Origin of the sequence: Carnobacterium sp. TMP28 (assembly GCF_047553015.1) — a bacterium.
GTDB lineage: Bacteria > Bacillota > Bacilli > Lactobacillales > Carnobacteriaceae > Carnobacterium_A.
The window spans coordinates 1,339,976-1,359,199 of record NZ_CP180212.1 but is presented as its reverse complement, the minus strand read 5'-3'; the positions used below and the strand labels follow the sequence as shown (position 1 = coordinate 1,359,199).

Below are 19,224 nucleotides of genomic sequence, written 5' to 3'. Positions count from 1 at the left end.
TTGTAAGTGCCTAATAGAAAGGTACCTTTCAAAATAAAAAGCCTCTTGTTAAACTTGAACTAATTCAAGTTACAGAAGGTTTTGTATTTTGAAAGCAAAACAAGACTACCAAATCAAAAAAAATATACCTTTGGAGGCCTATTTGCCATGTGTTCCAAAAGTGCAGGAAGAATGTCGTTAAATAAACTAGTTTTGCCAATACTAAGGATATTTCTAACTATAGAGGTGTCCTTTTTAAAATTCTAGGTACCTTTCTATTAGGCACGTACGTTCTTACGTTGATTGTGCAAGGATACCATTGCGAGTAGATGAGTTGTATCGTTCGTTTAATTTAGTTGAAATTGGCGAGGACGTTCATCTGAGTTTCGAAAAACGCAATTGCCTTGAGGTTTGAAGGAGAATCGAGTAGAGTAGACAGTAAGAAGGGCTGACTGCTTATTTTTTGGAGGGCTAAATGAGAAGTGGAGGAGATGGAATCATGACTGTTTATGATCAACACATGCACACGCTTTTTTCACCTGATTCATCTGAAGAATTTGAAAATTATTTAAAGCAAACACCTGGATTAATGGTAACGACCGAGCACTTAGATTTTAATGATTGCTTTAGGGATGGAAAAGATACCGTCTTAGATTATGAAAACTACAGCGCAACAATCGACCAACTAAATGAAAAACACGGCAATCGTATCCGTAAAGGCATTGAGATAGGCTACACGAAGGAGTCTTTTGATCAAATTCAAGACTACTTAAAAGGCAAGGAGTTTGATGTGCAGTTATTGAGTGTTCATCAAACTAGCGAATACGATTTCTTGCAACCGGTGATGAAAGAAAAAGACGTAGAAGACGTGATGAACGAATACTTTCCTTTATTATTAGAAGCTGTAACCAATTTTCCTACCGCTAATGTCTTGGCTCACTTTGATTACGGCATTCGTTTGTTTGCTGTTTCTGTAGAGCAATTACAAGGACATGAATCTATATTGAAACAAGTTTTGCAAAAAGTAATCGATAAACAACTAGCACTCGAGTTGAACACACGTAGCATGTACCAATACGGCAATGTGGCACTCTATGAGCAGATGATTGAATGGTATGTGGCATTAGGTGGAAAACTAGTCTCACTAGGCTCAGATGCCCATTCAACTGACTATTACGCCTATCATTTTGAAGATGCGTTTGCTTTGTTAGAAAAAAATGGTATCTCATCGGTTACAATTTTTGAGAAGCAACAACCAACACAGCTGCCTTTAAGTGAGATGAAAAAAAACGTTAAATAGAATAGGATGAGAAAGTCTTCAGATACTTGAAGGCTTTTTTGTGCTTTCGTATTCTTTGGTGTTGTCAATTTGGATGAGTCTAGAATGCATATGATTCCACTTGTCCAAGATACGTCAATTTGTGCCGACTTGGAGGAGAATTGTGCTTCACTCGGTGTTTTTAGTGGCTGATTGGACGAGTTGGGTATTTTGCAATGATTACTCGGTTAAAAATAGCGTTTATCCGATCAGATTACTTTAGATGGTAAAGGGATCTTAAAGCTTTTGGGTAGTGGATAGTTTTTTTGAGTAGGTTTATTTTTTGATGCCAGTTTGGCTGAGTCTGGAACGCATATGGTTCCACTTGTCCAAGCTACGTCCGTTTGTGCCGACTTGGAGGATAATGGCGCTTTACTCGGTATTTTTGGTGGCTGAGTGGACGAATTGGGTATTTTGTAGTGATGACTCTGCTAAAAATAGCGTTTCATCCGATCAGATTACTTTAGATGGTGAAGGGATCTTAAAGATTTTGGATAGTGGATAGTTTTTTTAAGTAGGTTTGTTTTTTGATATACTGAAAAACGGACGAGTCTGGAACGCATTTGGTTTCACTTGTCCAAGCTACGTCCGTTTGTGCCGACTTAGAGGAGAATGGCGCTTCACTCGGTAGTTTTGGTGTCTGATTGGACGAGTTTGGTATTTTGTAGTGATGACTTGGTTAAAAATAGCGTTTATTTGATCAGATTACTTTAGATGGTGAAGGGATGTTAAAGCTTTTGGGTAGTGGATAGTTTTTTTAAAGTAGATTTGCTTTTTTGATGGCAGTTTGAACGAGTCTGGAACGCATCTAGTTCCACTTGTCCAAGATACGTCCGTTTGTGCCGACTTGGAGGAGAATAACGCTTCACTCGGTGGTTTTAGTGGCTGATTGGACGAGTTTAGTGTTTTGTAGTGATGACTCAGCTAAAAATAGCGTTTATCCGATCAGATTACTTTAGATGGTGAAGAAATTTCAAAGCTTTTAGGTAATGTACAGAACAGGAAGATATTAACTAATAAGAAGTTAATTTTAGTATACGACTATTATTTTTTATTTTTCAAAAAAGACACTTATTTTTGATAAACAGCTCGTTATTTATGCTATTATATAAATAACTTACTGCTCATTTTTTAAGAAGTTTTCAGCAATTAGTGTGATCAGTTATGCTAACTTAAAATGAGTCATACAGGTGATGGCTAAGATTTTAGTCATCAGTAAGTCAATGGGATAGTGAATAAAAAATAGAGTCTAATAAGGAGTAACAAATGAAAAATAAAAAAATATTCATCTATTGGTTAGCGGGGATTTCGGCAGTCGTTTATTTAATGTGGCGTGCTTTTTATACGTTGCCACTAGATGATTCACTTTTTGCTTTAATCGTAGGTGTTTTACTATTATTTAGTGAAGTCATCTCAAGTTTCACAGCCTTTATTTTGATTTGGAGTAAGCACAAATACCGAGAACTCATTAAACCAGAGATAGAAACAACAGATTACCCAGATGTAGATGTTTTTATTGCGACACACAACGAAGAGTATGAGTTGCTGTATATGACGGTTAATGGGTGTACATTTATGGATTACCCAGATAAAAGTAAAGTACATATTTACATTTGTGACGATAAGAATCGACCAGAAATTAGCGCTTTAGCAAAAGAGTTTGGTATAACCCATTTAGGTGTAGAAAATAATACTCATGCTAAATCGGGAAATTTAAATTATGCTTTAAGTCAAACAAGGTCTCCTTTGATTGCGACTTTTGATGCAGATATGATTCCTTATTCTGGCTTCTTAATAGAAACTGTTCCTTATTTTATTGGCTCTCTAGAGGACGGTGAAAAGCCAATAGGATTAGTTCAGACACCACAGAGTTTTTACAATGCGGATTTATTTCAGTACAATCTTTTTGCAGAAGAATCCATCCCAAATGAGCAAGATTTTTTCTCAAGAGAAGTAAACGTATTAAATAATGCTCATGATTGTGCTATTTATACAGGATCCAATACCTTGATTTCTAGGCAAGCCATTGAAGAAGCCGGTGGTTTTCCAACGAATACTATCACAGAAGATTTTCAATTAGGAGTGGCCATCAATACGTGCGGTTACAAGACTATTTCTACAATTGAACCAATGGCAAGTGGGTTAACGCCCAAAGATATCCCAGGAGTACTTAAACAGCGAATTCGTTGGGCAAGGGGTGTTTTGAAGAGTGTTTACAATATGAAAGTATTAGTCAATAAAAAATTAACGCTGGCCCAGCGCATTGTTTTTACGAATAGCTATTTGTATTGGTGGTCTTTTTCTAGACGGTTATTGTATATTATGGCACCTATTTTGTTTACCGTTTTTGACGTTAGGATTGTAGCAACGAATTTTTGGGTATTGGTTTTATTTTGGTTGCCTAGTTATGTCTTATTAAAATTAGCGATGAAAGATGTGACTAGTGACATTCGCTCTGAACGATGGGGTGAGATTCAAGAGACAATCTTTGCACCGTATTTAGTGATTCCCGTTTTTCTTGAATCAATTGGATTATCAGAAAAAACTTTTAAAGTAACCAATAAAACAACTGAGGATTCTAAGATGGATCGGTTGTTTGTCTTGCCGCATTTAATTTTACTGATTCTATCCATTATCGGATTGGTTAAGTTTAATTATGGGAAGTTTGGAATGGATCTATTTTATGGCAGTGTTATTAGCTTTTGGTTACTGCATCATATTCTAAATTTAACTTTTGCTGTATTGTATTGTTTCAAGCGTCCTTTTTATCGGACGAATGAGCGGTTTTTATTAGAGGAAGAGATTACTGTTCAGCAAAACGGCAAATCGTATGCTTTAAAAACAGAGAACCTATCTGAGGATGGATTGTCTTTTAAATCTACTTACCCTATTTACTTTGATACGTCAAAAGAACTTTTGCTAGAAGTACGAACAGCAAAGTATAAAACCCATTTAACAGGTAAAATAGTCCGCGTAGTGTCTAAAGCGCAAGAATGGAGTTATGGCGTGTCGATTGAGAGACCAAATAGAGAGAACTTTAATCAGTATTTACAAATTATGCACGATCGCTTTAATCAATACTTGCCCCAAAAACGAGACATCTGGATGACTCCAGCTGATGAATTAATTGAAATTTTAGTGAGAAGGCTAAAATTAATTCAAAAGGAGAAAGGTCCTGGACAAATTGTGCAAGCAACGATTGATTTAAATGAAGAAGTCAGTCTTTTTGACCAAAAAGCAACACTTATTCAATTTGATTTTGAGTTTATTTATTTTAGAACTCCCCACAAGTTGCCTTTAGCAGAAGAAGGGATATTTGATTATCAAGGTGTTTTGTTTACCCTATTGTTTGACCATTTTGTAACAAAAGAGTCTATTTATTGTTTTAAAGTTGTTAATTTAACCGATATTGCGCAAGAAGAAGAATTTTTGACTATGTTAGTAGAGTGGGGGAATAAAGGATGACACAACAACTCTTAAGATTGGTTATTTTCTTCCTATCTAGCTACGGCTATGTCTTATGTTTAAGAGACAAAATGGATTATCAAAAACGATTAACGTGGATTGTTGTGTATAGCTTTTATGTTATCTTTTTGTATGTGGCCGTATTAATCAATCTACTAAAAGTTGCCTCAATCGCTTTATTAGCAGGTGGACTTCTTTTGGTTTTCTATTACTTGGTTAGTCGATATAAAAATAAAGCAGGTTCTCTCGTGCAGGCGATACGAGTTGACTATATTGATCTTCTTTTTATGCTGATTCTATTTTTATTTGGTGCGACTCTTTTTGTTTCAAATCTAGTGCATTATGATAACTTTTCGCATTGGTCTTTAATGGTGAAATATTTATTGACTGAATCTTCTTTACCTACAACAAGTACAGGAATTATTAGCTTTTCAGCTTATCCAATTGGGAGTTCATTGTTTGTCTATTATGTTAGTTGGATTGTTGGGTACAGTGAAGGAGTCTTATTGATTAGTCAGTTTTTACTTATCCTAGCAGCAGTGTATTCGTTGTTTTCAGTTATACGAGATGATCGGAAATTACTAGTTAGTGGGCTATTTTTCTTAGTATTTGCTTTATTTCATTATTTTAATCTTTCTATTCGAATGAATAATTTATTGGTTGATTTCTTATTGCCACTAGTAGCTTTAGCTGCTATTGCAGGGATCTATACTTATCGAGAAGACTTAAAACGAGCCAGCTTTCATGCAGCGGTTGTTTTATCTGTTTTAAGCATCATAAAAAATAGTGGCTTATTCTTTGTTTTAATAGCCCTAGTTTATTATTTGTTTATCGCAATCAAGGCAACTAAAAAATATGGCTTTGCAAGTAGCAATTTAGTTCTTGTATTCAGTACGATTGTTTTTTCTTTTGTATTGGATATCATTTGGATAAGACACGTGAAAGAGACTTTTGTCGACGTGACATCTAAGCATGCAGTCAGTGTATCTTCTTATCAGGAAATTTTTTCTAGTAAATCGTCTAGTATCATTAGCGAGGTAGCGACTAATTATCGTGAGGCATTGACTCAGTTAGGGAGTTTATCCGTACAAGGGATTTTACTGATTCAAGTTTTATTCCTTGTTTCGATAGCGGTTATCTATTTTGGATTTAAACGCAAATCACATTTATTAACAGTATTTATCGCTTTAGACAGCGCAATTATTGTCTACTATATAGGTATTTTACTGATGTTTCTTTTTTCAATGCCGACCGAAGAGGCCCTTGTCTTAGCTGGATTTGAACGGTATGCTTCTAGTATGGTTATTTTTGGACTGGGTATTTATGCATTGGTGATGGCAATAGAAATGGATAAGCTTTTTTACGAGCCTTCGCTACAAGCTAGAACGTACAAGTCTTTTAAGAGTGTTAAACATAAAAAAGCCTATCAAGTATCAACGGCTATGCTTTTCTTTATTGCTGTTGGTTTATTGTTATCTGAAAATAATGGCATTATTTATACAAATAATGACTACAAAACAACGGTACCCTATAAAGTGAAAGAAATTGCAGGAGATCAGCTAGAGTTGAATACGAATCGTTACTTAATTATTTCTTCTGACACAAAAGAGGTAGAAAATGAGTATGTTCGTTTTGTAGGCAAGTATTATCTTTACAGTCAAGATGTTGATACACTGGGCTCGCTAGAGATGACTAAAGAGGCTTTTACTTCTTTAATTAAAACATACGACTACATTATTTTTCTAGAAGATCAAACAGAGTTCAAAGAGTTGAATAAGCAACTATCAGACTTAGATCTTCATTCAGGGATGTATACAACTGCTGAATTAATAAAAAAACTATAAAAAGAGGTACCGATAATCTGATTGTGAGTTTTAACTGGGTAAACAAGTATCTAGTCTACCTAACGCTTAAAATGAGGTAAAGGAGAACTGCTGAATCTAGCAGTTTTTTTTATTAGAAAAAAGGAACTTTAGACACTAGCTAGGGTTATACTCTATAATGGATGACATCACCGAACGGGAAGGAATGAGTTGTATTAAAAAGTCTATTGGTTTTTTATTAATCGTTTCGGCACTAGTTTTAGTTGGCTGCTCAGAAGGTGAAAGGACAACGATTTCTTCTTCTGAATCAACAGAGGAATCTTTGAAAAGTGAATCAGTCAATGAACTAAAGGCCACCTATAATCTTGAGAGTGGAAAAGAGACAGCCGAATTTTTTAGAGCGTATTTTGGTTCAGAAATGATGATCCAACCTTATGAATTTGACGAGGAACAAGAAATAAATTACATGTATCCTAGTATTTTTACAGTAACAGCGGATGCAGCGAATGATACCGTCAGACAAATTACGTTTTTTGAAGTAGATGAAGAAGATAGTCGAATGATACTAAAAAAAGCTGATTTTGCGACCAATCCCCTTATTGAAGAAGCTTTAGCTTTTGAAGGAAACTTAAAAGAGCCTAATTTTGGAGATAATTATTCTTCAGATTATGACAACGACTTAGGATTAGGTGTAAGTTTGCTGATTAAAGGTAGCATGTGGGAAGGATCAAATGATAAGCCTTATAGTTTAACGTTATTTTATGATAAAAAAGCTTATGACAAATATGTAGACTAGCGATTGATGCTGGATTTTTGGTGTTTTGATACGGTTCTCGACAAGTTGAGGTTGTTTTTGGTTTCACTTGTCCAAGATAGGGTAATTTGTTCTGAGTTGGAAAGAAAGTAGTCTTCACTCGGTCACTTTTGCGGTTAAGCGGACGAGTTTAGTGTTTTAGGGTGATGGTCTGTCTGATAATCGGTTTTGTTAGAGCAGATTACCATATCTGTCTAAGAGATGAGGAAGTCTTCAAGCAATTGAAGGCTTTTTTAGCGTTTTTTTATGTTTAGTGCGGGAAAATAGACGAGTGTGGATTGTATCTGTCTTCACTTGTCTAAGATACGGTGGTTTGTTCCGAGTTGGAGTGAAATGGAGCTTCACTTATCCGTTTTTGCGGTGGAGTAGACGAGTTTAGTGTTTTACTATGTGAACTTGGCTAAAAACAGATTTTTTAGGGCAGATTACCATATCTACCTAAGAGATGAGAAAGTCTTCAAGCAATTGAAGGCTTTTTTAGTGTCTTTTTATGTTTTAGTGTGTGAAAAAAGACGAGCCCAGGACGTATCTGTCTCCACTTGTCCAAGATACGGTGGTTTGTTCCGAGTTGGAGGGAAATGGAGTTCCATATGGCTGTTTTGGCAGCTGATTGGACGAGATTGGTGTTTTACAATGTGAACCTGGCTAAAAAAGGTTTTTTAGGGCTGATTACTTTAGATAGTAAAGTAATAATAGTGATTTTAGGTAGTTAAAGGTTTTTAAAGTAGTTTTTCCTTTTTGATCCCGGATTGGACAAGAGTGGAGTCTTATTGTTTAATCAGACGACTTAAGGTAAGTAGTTAATTTTAGTTTAGTTAGAGATAAACTAGCTAAAAATTGTCTTTATAACAACTAATAACTAGAATTAGTAAAAAAAAACAATAAAATTGTACTAAATATTTTTATGTGAGATAATTAAAGAAAAATTAAGTGAGTGAGGGAGTCTAATGGTAGAACAAGGTATTAAAAAGTTACCAATAGCTGTAAGTATTAAAGAAGCTTTAGAAATAGCCAATATATCTGCAGAAGTGAATTATAAAATAGGAAAAATAAATAGTGAGTTTAAACATTCTATTGTGCATTATTCTTTAATTCAAATTTTATCCTTAAACGAATCTGTACAATCTACAAGAATTGAGGGCACACAAGTAACATTTACAGATATGGTGGAAGAAAAAAATGATAAAAATCCTCGTTGGGAAGTTGTAGAAATAAAAAATTACCAACAAGCACTAAGCGAAGGAGTTGCACGTATTCATCAAGGGTATCCTATAAGTACTAGGTTGATTAAAGAGTTACACTTGATTATGATGCAAGAAGCTAGAGGATCTGTTCAATCTTCTGGTGATTATAGAAAGATACAAAATTTTATTGGACCTACAAATAAATTGGAAGATGCTGTTTATATTCCTGTATCAGCAAATGAAATTAATGATTATATGGAAAACTTAGAGTTTTTTATTAATGGAGAAAAACATTCTAGTTTTGAAAAAATAATAGATGAAGAAAAATATGTTTATGAAGAAAAAGAACAATCTTTAATAAAAACAGCCATTCTTCATGCTCAATTCGAATCTATTCATCCTTTTTTAGATGGAAATGGACGCTTGGGTAGGATATTAATTGTATTAAATTTAATCAAGGACGATTTGATTGCAGATCCAGTTTTTTTTGTAAGTGAAGAATTAGAAAAAGAAAAAGCGAGGTACTATGATTTATTAAATGGTGTCAGAGGAAAAGATCCGGATTGGGCTAGTTGGATTAAGTTTTTTTTGACAGCCTGTAACAGAATGGCAGATCAATTAATAAATAAATTTAATAAGGCGGATGCGTTAGCTGCTAAAGGTACAGAGAAATTAACTCTAAATTCAGAAAAAAAAGTGTGGATTTATTCTTTTTCAGATCCTTTTGCTACAACTCAATCAGTATCCGTAGGCACAGGATTATCAAAAGCAACGGCACGTAATGCATTAAACAGTTTAGTAGAAAAAGGATTATTATATACAGATAAGCAGAGTAAACGGAACAAAAAATATCGGAATTATGATTTAATGCGTATCTTAAGAGATTAAAAACGGGGTATACTAATAAATTGAAAATATAGATTACTTTAGATAGTAAATTAGAGAGAAAGACCTTGAGTAGTTAGAGGTTTTTAAAAGTATTTTTTCTTTTTTGATGGTGGAGAATAGACAAGTCTAGTACTTATTTGTCTTCACTTGTCCAAGATACGGTAGTTTGTTCCAAGTTGGATGAAAACGGATCTTCACTCGGCAGTTTTTGTGGTTAAGCGGACAAGTTTAGGGTTTTATTATGTGAACTTGTCCACTTAGACCCTTTTTTTAGGGCAGACTACTTTAGATGTTGAAAGGATTTTAAAGATTTGAAAAAAACTATTGAATAGTTTTTTATGTATTGTTAGATTTAACAGAATGGTTGTTTTTTATTTTAGTGATTTACTGATTTAGCTAGCGTAGGAATAGTGTTGAAAAATTATTATTTGTTCTTTCGTATCAGATTACGTTAAAAAAGGAGAAATAGAATGAATGAAATAATAATCGTCATCCCAACTTTAGAGCCGGATTACAAATTAGTAGAATTAGTAAAGCAAATAAGAGAAAGTAGTTTGTTTAACAATGAAATTATTGTCATTAATGACGGCAGTAATAGTACGTATGACGGTTTATTTAAGAAAATTTGTTTGAATTATGATGTGATTCTTAAACAGCATAAGGTAAATAAAGGAAAAGGAAGAGCGATTAAAACAGCCATTGAATGTATTCTGACGGATTATCCTGAAGCAAAAGGTATAGTGACAATTGACTCAGATGGACAGCATACAGTTGAAGATATGATTGCTTGTATCGAGGAGTTTTTACGTCAAGAAGATTCTTTAGTTTTAGGCGTGAGGAACTTTTCAAAAGATGTCCCTTTTAAAAGTAAATTTGGCAATGTGCTGACACGCAATATTCTGAAACTATTTTCTGGTATTGCTATTGGAGACACACAAACGGGTTTACGAGTTATTCCAAAAAGTTTTATGAAGACTCTTCTTGATACGGATGGGGAAAGATTTGAGTTTGAGTTAAATATGTTGATCGCTGCGAAAAAAAAGGCTATTCCCATTATCGAAGTCCCAATTTCAACTATTTACTTAAACGATAATAAATCAACTCATTTTAGAGCATTAAGAGATTCAGCGCTAATTTATAACGTATTTATAAAATACGCTCTTTCTGCAATCAGTTCATTTTTGATTGATATCTTAGTTTTCACGCTCTTATTAAGACTATTTTCAGGCTTTTCTTTTGAAGTAGTATTGGTCGCCTCTATGGTTGCTAGAGGAGCTTCTTCGCTCGTTAATTATCTGCTAAATCGATTAGTCGTTTTTGAAAAAGGCTCTTTAAAAAGCTTATTAAAGTATTATGGCTTAGTACTGATTCAAATTTTATTATCCGCTAGTTTTGTATCCCTTGTTAAATTACTTTTTCCAGATATCAACGTAACCATTATAAAGATTCTTATTGATAGTGCGCTATTCTTTTTTAGTTTTTATATTCAAAAAAAATACGTTTTTAATGAGACTTGATTTGGAGCAAGAAATGACACATATACGTAAAAAGAGACAAAAAAGATGGGAGATTTGAACTCAATGGAACAACTGATAGGAGTCATATTTATCGTATACATCTCATTATTTGCACTAGCTACTCTAAAAACTTTTCTTGAATTTCAGATGTCTTCTTACCGACTCGCAAGCAATCATACATTTATACAAACTTTTTTCAATAAAGGCAACTGGGGAGAGTATAAGATATATACTGAGCTTGAAAAAGTAAAAGGGAAAAAACGGATTCTAACCAATCTTTATCTTCCTAAAAAAGATGGCAGCACGACTGAAGTTGACTTAGTGATGATCACAAAGTTTGGTTTTTTCGTTATAGAATCTAAAAATTATGGTGGATGGATATTTGGGAATGAAGCTAATCGTAATTGGACTCAAAGTTTTCCAAATAAAAAGAAATTTAAGTTTTTTAACCCTATTTGGCAAAATAAAGGTCACATTAGAGCCTTACAAGAGACACTGGCTATTACAGATCCTACATGGATGCATTCGTTAATTGTTTTTAGCAATAGATGTGAGTTGAAGAAAATTACCCTCACGAGTCCAACGGTTCATGTTATTAAAAAACAAAAGATCAAGCGAGTTTTGAAAAAAATAACTGCGAAGACTAAGCCTGTATTGACTCCAGAAGAAGTAGAACAGTACGCTCAAGCGCTTGAACCCTACACACATGCCGATGAAAAAACAAAAGAACTGCACATCGAAACGATTAAAGCAAAATTAAGTCGTTAAGAATCTTAACTATCAGAAAGACTTCAATTTATTGAAGTCTTTCTTTTGTCATGCAGTCAGAGCTAGCGAATACTGAGCAGTTGATAGTTTTTTTAAGGAAATTTACTTGTTCAATGGACCTGGATTGGACAGGACTAGAGTATTTTTGGCTCCACTTGTCCAAGATGTATTAGAATGTTCCGAGTTGGATAGAAACAGAGCTTCACTCGGTAGTTTTCTCATTGGATTGAACAAGTGGAGTGTTTTATAGTGTAGACTAGGATGTAAATAGAATTTATTAGAGCAGATTACTCTAAATGTTGAAGTGATCTTAAAGATTTTGGGTAGTTAATACTTTTTTTAAAGTAATTTTGCTTTTTTGATACTAGATTGGACAAGACTAGAGTGTTTTTGGCTCCACTTGTCCAAGATGTGCTAGAATGTTCCGAGTTAGATGGAAACAGAGCTTCACTCGGTAGTTTTCTCATTGGATTGGACAAGTAGAGAGTTTTATAGTGTAGACTAGGATGTAAACAGAATTTATTAGAGCAAATTACTTTAGATGTTAAAGTAATCTTAAAGATTTTGGGTGGTTGATAGTGTTTTTAAAGTAGTTTTGCTCTTTTGATGCTAGATTGGACAGGACTAGAGTGTTTTTGGCTCCACTTGTCTAAACTATGCTAGAATGTTCCAAGTTGGATAGAAACAGAGCTTCACTCGGTAGTTTTCTCATTGGATTGGACAAGTGGACTGTTTTATAGTGTAGACTAGGCTGTAAACAGAATTTATTAGAGCAAATTACTTTAGATGTTGAAGTAATTTTAAAGATTTTGGGTGGTTGATAGTGTTTTTAAAGTAGTTTTGCTCTTTTGATGCTAGATTGGACAGGACTAGAGTGTTTTTGGCTCCACTTGTCTAAACTATGCTAGAATGTTCCAAGTTGGATAGAAACAGAGCTTCACTCGGTAGTTTTCTCATTGGATTGGACAAGTGGACTGTTTTATAGTGTAGACTAGGCTGTAAACAGAATTTATTAGAGCAAATTACTTTAGATGTTGAAGTAATTTTAAAGATTTTGGGTGGTTGATAGTGTTTTTAAACTAGTTTTGCTTTTTTGATGCTAGATTGGACAGGACTAGAGTATTTTTGGCTCCAATAGTTAAGTGTGTCAATAGGCGATAGTCACTGGACTACTTACTTTCGCTTTTGATAATGAGCTCATTAGAAAAGAAAATAGTGGTGTACAAAAGGTACATCAATCGATTATAAAAAGTAGTGAGGATGAGCAAATATGATTGCTGGTTATTCATTGGTATAGAAGAGAAAGTATTTAGATAAAAGGAGTGAAAATAATGAAAAGAATTGTAAAATACGCTAACGCTTTGGCTCGCTTATACGGAATCGTGCAGTTTGAAAAAGTTGTTGAGATTTATAATAGTCAAAATAAAACAAAATGGACGTTAGAAAAAGCAAAAATAGCGATTCAAGCTGATAAAGAAGTATTAGAAAAAGATTTTATTTATCTGCATAGAGATTGGATTGTCCATGAGACCGTTTTAGAAGAAGATACTTTTGATGAATTAGTTGTAAACCAACAGTCGAAATCTTTTTATATTCCTGAACAGGATAAATTATTAAAGTACACTAATGAGTTTTACGCGGAGGAGACTAAAGAGTATAGGAATTTAAAAGAGTACATAACGACTGAAGTTGTCGATGGTGATTCGTTCATAGCTGAAAGGATAAGTGAAAACATCCGTGGACACTGTCTATACGGATTTTCATTAGATTATGCCTTAGGGGAATTCAGCTTTGAAGAGGCAGGATTTAAAAGTAAAGACCAAATGAATAAAGTTGCCCAGTTGATTATAGAATTGGCAAACCATACTCGAATAAGAGAAAATAATGGCTTTACACCGATTGAATTACATGAGCAAATGTTAAAATCAAAACCATCACTATCTGATCCACTTGTTATTAAAAAAATAGGACGCAATGATACCTGTCCATGTGGGAGTGGTAAAAAGTATAAGAAATGTTGTCTTAACAAAGTATAGAGTTGTAAAAAAAAATAGCATATGCAAAAACTAATCAAAGATATTTCAGAATGTGATTGCCTATTTGATGCTGAAGCGGACGAATTTGGAGTATTTTTGGCTCCACTTGTCCAAGATGTGTTAGACTGTTCCGAGTTAGATGGAAACAGACCTTCACTCGGTAGTTTTCTTATTGGATTGGACAAGTGGAGTGTTTTATAGTGTTTACTTAGCTGTAAACAAAATGTGTTCGAGCAAATTACTTTAGATGTTAAAGTAATCTTAAAGATTTTGGGTAGTTAATAGTTTTTTTAAGAGTATGATTACCTATTTGATAATTAAAAGGGTGTTTTTTGGAGTATTTTTGGTTTTACTTATCTAAAAAAAATAAAAAACCTTATACTAAAAGGTTTTTTTATTTATCAATAATCTCTTTTAATTCTTCAACCAGTTTGTATACTTTGGTGCAGGGATTTCTTTTTGAATAAGTTAGATCAGTATAATGAGTATCTAACTTTTTTGCATGTTTAATTGCTGTATCCATATAAGGTCTTAAAATAGGATAAATACCTGAATCAATTTTGCTATAACCGGGATATCCTTTAGCTTTTAACAGATTATCTAGACTAACATTATATGCTCCTCTGGATAATGCTGATTGTTGAAGAGAAAAATGCAAACAATACCATAATTCAAAAGACTCGTTAGACCAAGCTGTATTTATATTATGTGCCTTAGCTTTTGTTATCGCATTGTCAAAATGATCATTAGGAAAATCGTCTTTATAAAACACAGCCCAGATGTGTTCATAGACAATTGGAGCATGTCTCCTAACGTCTTCAATCTCTTCTATTACTCGTAAGGTCTCTTTACCTAATCCACGAATATCGATAGTAAATGATTCAACTGAATTTGAGTATTTTTTATTAATTTCATCTTTTAAACCATTAAAGTAAAGAACTTCTGTTTTTTCGCCTTCAGTAGCAATTAACTAACTAGAAGGAAGAGGAGCTCTTTTTTCTTTTTTTTTCTTTTTACCAGCTTGTCTTTTAGATTTCACGATTTTCACTACCCTATCGTTTCAGATTTGGAATAGATTTATATTTTCCGAGAATATAGTCTCGTCCGTAACTAGCATCTTTTCTAACTTTTTTAGTGCTTCCATTCTCATCCTCAAGAATATAAGAATCTAATGAATACAAGTCAGATATACCATTTTCATTTTTATCTGTAAACCAAATTTCATCTCGTCTAAAATTATCTTTGTCCAAAGTAAAAACATCATGAGTAGTAAAAATTAACTGTGCATTTTGAGGATTACTTTTTTCATCATGAAAGAGTATAATAATATATCTTAAAAGGAGTGGGTGAAGTTTAGCATCTAATTCATCAATAAATATGGTACTGCCATTTTTAATTGCTTCACTTATTGATATAAAAAGTGAAATCATTTTCTTGGTCCCACTAGATTCAGAAGATAAAGGTACCGGAATATGCTTTCCACCATCAATATTTTTATGATAGGTTAAGACTTGGTACTGTTTATCTTCGATTGAACTTTCTTCATTAATAACGGGTTGCTCAATCAGACCAAAGTCTTCTATTCCTAAATCGATTGCTTTAACAAATTGTTTTAACTCTTCTTTTCTTTCATTATTTTTAATACTATCTATAATAGGAGAATTTTTTCTTTCAATAAGCATTTGTCTTTCTCTGAAATCCTGACCATAATTCATTATCAGACACTCTTTAAACCATTCGTAGATTATTTTAGCTATGGGGATTTTTAATTTAGATGCGATAGTAATAAAAAGAGTTTTCGTATCCATAAGTTTCGCTAAATTTTTTGCTTCTTTTAATCGATTATCTAACTCTATAATGTTGCCATTTTCTAAATAAAAAAGAGTTTTAAATTTTTCTTTTTTAGTATTATTATCTCTAATATAAAGATATTCTTCCGTTACTTCCTCATTATCAAGTGAAAATCCATATTGAAAAATATCCTTATTTACAGAAAAAAGAACGTCAAATGAAGAGGGGTGTTCCTTATTTTCAAAACGAAATTTATCAACAGCTAAACGTTGAGAACCACTCATATTTTCATTAGAGAAAGAATAGAGAACAAAATTTCTCGTGAAATGAAATGCTTTAATAACATTTGATTTCCCACTAGCATTAGCCCCAAAAATTGAAATTACTTTCAAAACGTTTTCATTATACCTGTCAATTGCAATGTCACTTTTATGTTCTGAGATAGGAGAAGCAATTAAATTTAGCGTAACTTCATTTTTAAAAGATTTAAAATTTTCAAATGTAAATTGATGTAACATATTTATCACCTCGCATAGAGAATAACATAATGTCTATAATTAATCAATTTTTGAGATTATTTCTCAAAAAAAGTTATTTTGTGCTAGTTAGTTTAAAAAATTAGAAAATAGAGATAATAGATTAACCAATTAAATTTAGTTTTCAAAAAAGAATAGAATGAAAGCGTTTAAACATAAGATAGAGTGGGTGAATTTTTAGTATAATATGATTACATATTTAAATAAATGATAAGTAGGTGATTGGAATGAATTATGAAGATTTATTGAAAGCGTATAATCAGTTAGAAAAAGAAAATAAACAACTAAAAAAACAAGTAATGGAATTTAAAAACAAGTATGAAATAGAAATAGAAAAAACGAATTATCAGATTAAAGAAAATGAGATAGAATTAACGAGAAATAGTTTAGTAAAAAGTATGAAAAAAACAACGAATAATGGAATCAATTTAAATGTACAACCTTTACTTAATAAATACTCTTCGTCTAGTAAAAAAGTTGAGTTATACCAATCACTATTTCGTGGAAGAAACGATAGTTATGCGAAAAGATTTGTTCATTCTAAAACAGGCAAGCCAGGTTATGCACCGGCAAAATTAAAACCATGGGATTTTGAAAGTAAAGAATATGCTCCTTTAGACTCACGTGTAATCGAGCAACACCTAAGGGGCGAAATAGTAGCAGGAATTTTTCCGATTTGTCTAGATGATACGTGCTATTTTTTAGCGATAGATTTAGATGAAGCAGAATGGCAAAGAGATGCTTCTATTCTAAGGGAATTATGTACGAATCACGAAGTTCCGATAGCGATTGAGCGCTCGCGTTCCGGTAATGGTGCACATATCTGGTTTTTCTTTGAGGAAGCTCTTCCAGCAAAAGTAGCTCGGAAAATGGGGACACTACTTATTACAGCAGCTATGTCATTGAATCACCAAATTGATTTTAAGTCTTATGACCGCCTCTTTCCGAATCAAGATACATTACCGAAAGGTGGATTTGGCAATTTAATTGCCTTGCCGTTACAAAAGAAGGCTAGGATAGATGGAAATAGTGTATTTATCGATCATAATTTTCAAGAATTCGAAGATTAATGGCACTTCTTAAGTCAAACTAAAAAAATGACACGAAAGAAAGTAGAGCAGACAATTGAAGTCTTAATAGCTGAAATAGGCTCGACTTCTATTCTTCCAGTCTTAAGTGTCGAAAATAGCTGCTTAGATAAACAACAATTGATTTTAGAAAAAAAAGATTTTCCCAAAAAAGTTAGTTATATAAAAATGAATCAACTTTATATCAAAAAAGAAGGACTTTCTCAAAAGGCTTTGAGTATGTTAAAAAGAATGGCAGCCTTTCAAAATCCTGAATTTTACCAGGCACAAGCGATGAGAAAATCTACTTGGCAAATTCAGCGTATGATTTCTTGTAGTGATGAGAATGAAGAATACTTAGTCTTACCTCGTGGATTAAAAGAAAAAATTGAAAAGTTATTAAATGAATTATCGGTTTCTTTTGAAGCAAAAGATAGAACGTTTAAAGGAAATGAATTAGCTGTTTCGTTTAAAGGAAAGTTAAGACCTGAACAAAAAATTGCTGCTGAAAAGATGTTGCTTGAAGATACAGGTATTCTATGCGGAACGACGGCTTTTGGGAAAACAGTAGTTGCTTTAAACATGATTGCTGAACGAAAAGTAAATACACTCATACTTGTAAATAAGACGAGTTTAGTAGAACAATGGCAGGAAAAAATAGAAGAGTTTCTTACCTTTGAGAAGGAAGAAGATAAATCAGTAGGACAGTTAGGTGGTGGAAAAAGAAAGCTGACAAATAAAATAGATATCGCTTTACTTCAGTCGATGTATCGAAAAGAAAAAGTGCATGAAAGTATCTATAACTATGGAATGGTTATCGTCGATGAATGCCATCATATTTCAGCATTTAGTTTTGAAAAAGTGCTAAAGCAAGCTAATGCTAAATACGTTTATGGCCTTACTGCTACACCTATTAGAAAAGATGGACATGAGCCAATTATTTTTATGCAATGTGGCTCGATAAGGTATAGGGATGATGCCAAAAAGCAAACTGAAAAAAGGCCTTTTGATCATACGGTTATTACGAAATTTATGCCGTTAAACTCTGAAATTTATCATGAAATGACTTTACAAGAAATTTATCTAAAAATTGCTGAATCCCATGTGAGAAACGAAAATATTATAGAGGACATCGTGGATTGTTATAAAGAAGGCAGAAACTCAATTATTTTAACAGAAAGAGTGTCGCATGTAGAAGCACTAGAAAATAATTTAATTAAAACTATTCCTGATGTCATTGCTATAACGGGGGCAATGAGTAAAAAGAAACGAACAGAGAAAATGAAACGAATTAAAGAAGCACCGCTAGATAAACCATTGACAATTATTTCTACTGGTAAATATATCGGAGAAGGCTTTGATGAGCCGCGCTTGGATACTCTGTTTTTAGCAATGCCTATCTCTTTTAAAGGAAGAGTTCAACAATATGCAGGCAGATTACATCGTTTATACGATGGGAAAGTAGAGGTTAGAATTTACGATTATTGTGATATTCATGTACCGGTTTTAGAAAGAATGTACCAAAAAAGATTATCTAGTTACTCATCTATGGGCTATTTAGTGAAAATAAATGAAAAAGGGATAAATCAAAGAAGTCTTATTTATACAAAAGACAATTATTTTGACCAATTAAAGTTGGATATAAGAAATGCTAAAATAGAGATTATTATTGCAAGTCCAACATTAGTTGACCAATCTATTAAACGATTGACTAATGACCAATTAAATTTTAAAGGTGACTCTCTAATTTTTTCTGTTGTTACAACAGATTACCACGCTTTAAAGAATAAAAGTCACCGAGAAAATCAAAAAAAATTGGTTCAGCAATTAAAGGCAGCCGGTTTTTCAGTAACTTTACAACTGAACGTTCAGCAACAGTGTGTCATTATTGATTCAAAGATAGCATGGTATGGCAATATAGATGTTTTAGGTAAGAATAAAGCAGAAAGCAGTTTTATTCGCTTAGAAAGCCCCTTGATTTCAAAAGAAATAAAAGAAATTTTGAAACTAAAAAGTCAACTATGAAAGAATGGATGGT

14 protein-coding genes are annotated in these 19,224 nt (G+C 33.1%); 12 read left to right on the top strand and 2 right to left on the bottom strand.

The genetic code is table 11. The features are described from left to right. Window positions 1–454: 454 nt before the first annotated feature. From ACMHYH_RS06545 to ACMHYH_RS06500, 10 genes are all read left to right on the top strand, one after another. Window positions 455–1,279, top strand: a complete 825-nt coding sequence (locus tag ACMHYH_RS06545) for a histidinol-phosphatase HisJ family protein (RefSeq protein WP_414838607.1) — start codon at window positions 455–457, stop codon at window positions 1,277–1,279. A 1,284-nt stretch (window positions 1,280–2,563) separates the two neighbouring features. After that, window positions 2,564–4,762: a glycosyltransferase family 2 protein gene (locus ACMHYH_RS06540; protein ID WP_414838606.1), complete on the top strand. Its 2,199-nt coding sequence runs from the start codon at window positions 2,564–2,566 to the stop codon at window positions 4,760–4,762. Continuing rightward, the gene (locus tag ACMHYH_RS06535; RefSeq protein ID WP_414838605.1) at window positions 4,759–6,606 is read left to right on the top strand and encodes a hypothetical protein; all 1,848 of its coding nucleotides are present in this window, start codon (window positions 4,759–4,761) and stop codon (window positions 6,604–6,606) included. The genes ACMHYH_RS06540 and ACMHYH_RS06535 overlap by 4 nt, the downstream gene beginning before the upstream one ends. A 184-nt stretch (window positions 6,607–6,790) precedes the next feature. Beyond that, window positions 6,791–7,381, top strand: a complete 591-nt coding sequence (locus ACMHYH_RS06530; RefSeq protein WP_414838604.1) for a hypothetical protein — start codon at window positions 6,791–6,793, stop codon at window positions 7,379–7,381. Window positions 7,382–7,989: 608 nt separating this feature from the next. Next, window positions 7,990–8,112 (top strand): hypothetical protein, encoded by a 123-nt coding sequence (locus tag ACMHYH_RS06525; RefSeq protein ID WP_414838603.1) that lies wholly within the window; start codon window positions 7,990–7,992, stop codon window positions 8,110–8,112. A 234-nt stretch (window positions 8,113–8,346) separates the two neighbouring features. Then, complete coding sequence (locus ACMHYH_RS06520) at window positions 8,347–9,471, top strand: Fic family protein (protein ID WP_414838602.1); 1,125 nt, start codon at window positions 8,347–8,349, stop codon at window positions 9,469–9,471. 470 nt (window positions 9,472–9,941) lie between these two features. Then, window positions 9,942–10,988 carry a glycosyltransferase gene (locus ACMHYH_RS06515; protein WP_414838601.1) on the top strand — a complete coding sequence of 349 codons (1,047 nt, stop codon included), beginning with the start codon at window positions 9,942–9,944 and terminating at the stop codon, window positions 10,986–10,988. A 63-nt stretch (window positions 10,989–11,051) separates the two neighbouring features. Further along, the gene (locus ACMHYH_RS06510) at window positions 11,052–11,756 is read left to right on the top strand and encodes a nuclease-related domain-containing protein (protein WP_414838600.1); all 705 of its coding nucleotides are present in this window, start codon (window positions 11,052–11,054) and stop codon (window positions 11,754–11,756) included. Window positions 11,757–13,087: 1,331 nt separating this feature from the next. Further along, entirely contained in the window at window positions 13,088–13,792 is a 705-nt protein-coding gene (locus ACMHYH_RS06505; protein WP_414838599.1) for an SEC-C metal-binding domain-containing protein, read from the top strand. A 21-nt stretch (window positions 13,793–13,813) separates the two neighbouring features. Next, window positions 13,814–13,993, top strand: a complete 180-nt coding sequence (locus ACMHYH_RS06500; RefSeq protein ID WP_414838598.1) for a hypothetical protein — start codon at window positions 13,814–13,816, stop codon at window positions 13,991–13,993. Between the two features lie 193 nt (window positions 13,994–14,186). Here the strand turns inward: ACMHYH_RS06500 and ACMHYH_RS06495 are convergent, their stop codons facing one another. Both ACMHYH_RS06495 and ACMHYH_RS06490 read right to left on the bottom strand, forming a co-directional pair. Then, complete coding sequence (locus tag ACMHYH_RS06495; protein ID WP_414840360.1) at window positions 14,187–14,759, bottom strand: RloB family protein; 573 nt, start codon at window positions 14,757–14,759, stop codon at window positions 14,187–14,189. A gap of 85 nt (window positions 14,760–14,844) precedes the next feature. Then, window positions 14,845–16,101 (bottom strand): AAA family ATPase, encoded by a 1,257-nt coding sequence (locus ACMHYH_RS06490; RefSeq protein WP_414838597.1) that lies wholly within the window; start codon window positions 16,099–16,101, stop codon window positions 14,845–14,847. A gap of 245 nt (window positions 16,102–16,346) precedes the next feature. Here ACMHYH_RS06490 and ACMHYH_RS06485 point away from each other — a divergent pair, with 245 nt between their 5' ends. Both ACMHYH_RS06485 and ACMHYH_RS06480 read left to right on the top strand, forming a co-directional pair. Then, window positions 16,347–17,189: a TOTE conflict system archaeo-eukaryotic primase domain-containing protein gene (locus ACMHYH_RS06485; protein ID WP_414838596.1), complete on the top strand. Its 843-nt coding sequence runs from the start codon at window positions 16,347–16,349 to the stop codon at window positions 17,187–17,189. Window positions 17,190–17,216: 27 nt separating this feature from the next. Continuing rightward, a complete protein-coding gene (locus tag ACMHYH_RS06480) occupies window positions 17,217–19,211 on the top strand; it encodes a DEAD/DEAH box helicase family protein (RefSeq protein ID WP_414838595.1) in 1,995 nt (664 codons plus the stop codon). The last annotated feature ends 13 nt before the right edge of the window (window positions 19,212–19,224 follow it).

Excerpts from the sequence above, each read along its gene's own strand:
- ACMHYH_RS06545 (WP_414838607.1), top strand. The coding sequence starts at position 455 with ATGAGAAGTGGAGGAGATGGAATCATGACTGTTTATGATCAACACATG.
- ACMHYH_RS06540 (WP_414838606.1), top strand. The coding sequence starts at position 2,564 with ATGAAAAATAAAAAAATATTCATCTATTGGTTAGCGGGGATTTCGGCA.
- ACMHYH_RS06535 (WP_414838605.1), top strand. The coding sequence starts at position 4,759 with ATGACACAACAACTCTTAAGATTGGTTATTTTCTTCCTATCTAGCTAC.
- ACMHYH_RS06530 (WP_414838604.1), top strand. The coding sequence starts at position 6,791 with ATGAGTTGTATTAAAAAGTCTATTGGTTTTTTATTAATCGTTTCGGCA.
- ACMHYH_RS06525 (WP_414838603.1), top strand. The coding sequence starts at position 7,990 with ATGGCTGTTTTGGCAGCTGATTGGACGAGATTGGTGTTTTACAATGTG.
- ACMHYH_RS06520 (WP_414838602.1), top strand. The coding sequence starts at position 8,347 with ATGGTAGAACAAGGTATTAAAAAGTTACCAATAGCTGTAAGTATTAAA.
- ACMHYH_RS06515 (WP_414838601.1), top strand. The coding sequence starts at position 9,942 with ATGAATGAAATAATAATCGTCATCCCAACTTTAGAGCCGGATTACAAA.
- ACMHYH_RS06510 (WP_414838600.1), top strand. The coding sequence starts at position 11,052 with ATGGAACAACTGATAGGAGTCATATTTATCGTATACATCTCATTATTT.
- ACMHYH_RS06505 (WP_414838599.1), top strand. The coding sequence starts at position 13,088 with ATGAAAAGAATTGTAAAATACGCTAACGCTTTGGCTCGCTTATACGGA.
- ACMHYH_RS06500 (WP_414838598.1), top strand. The coding sequence starts at position 13,814 with ATGCAAAAACTAATCAAAGATATTTCAGAATGTGATTGCCTATTTGAT.
- ACMHYH_RS06490 (WP_414838597.1), bottom strand. The coding sequence starts at position 16,101 with ATGTTACATCAATTTACATTTGAAAATTTTAAATCTTTTAAAAATGAA.
- ACMHYH_RS06485 (WP_414838596.1), top strand. The coding sequence starts at position 16,347 with ATGAATTATGAAGATTTATTGAAAGCGTATAATCAGTTAGAAAAAGAA.
- ACMHYH_RS06480 (WP_414838595.1), top strand. The coding sequence starts at position 17,217 with ATGACACGAAAGAAAGTAGAGCAGACAATTGAAGTCTTAATAGCTGAA.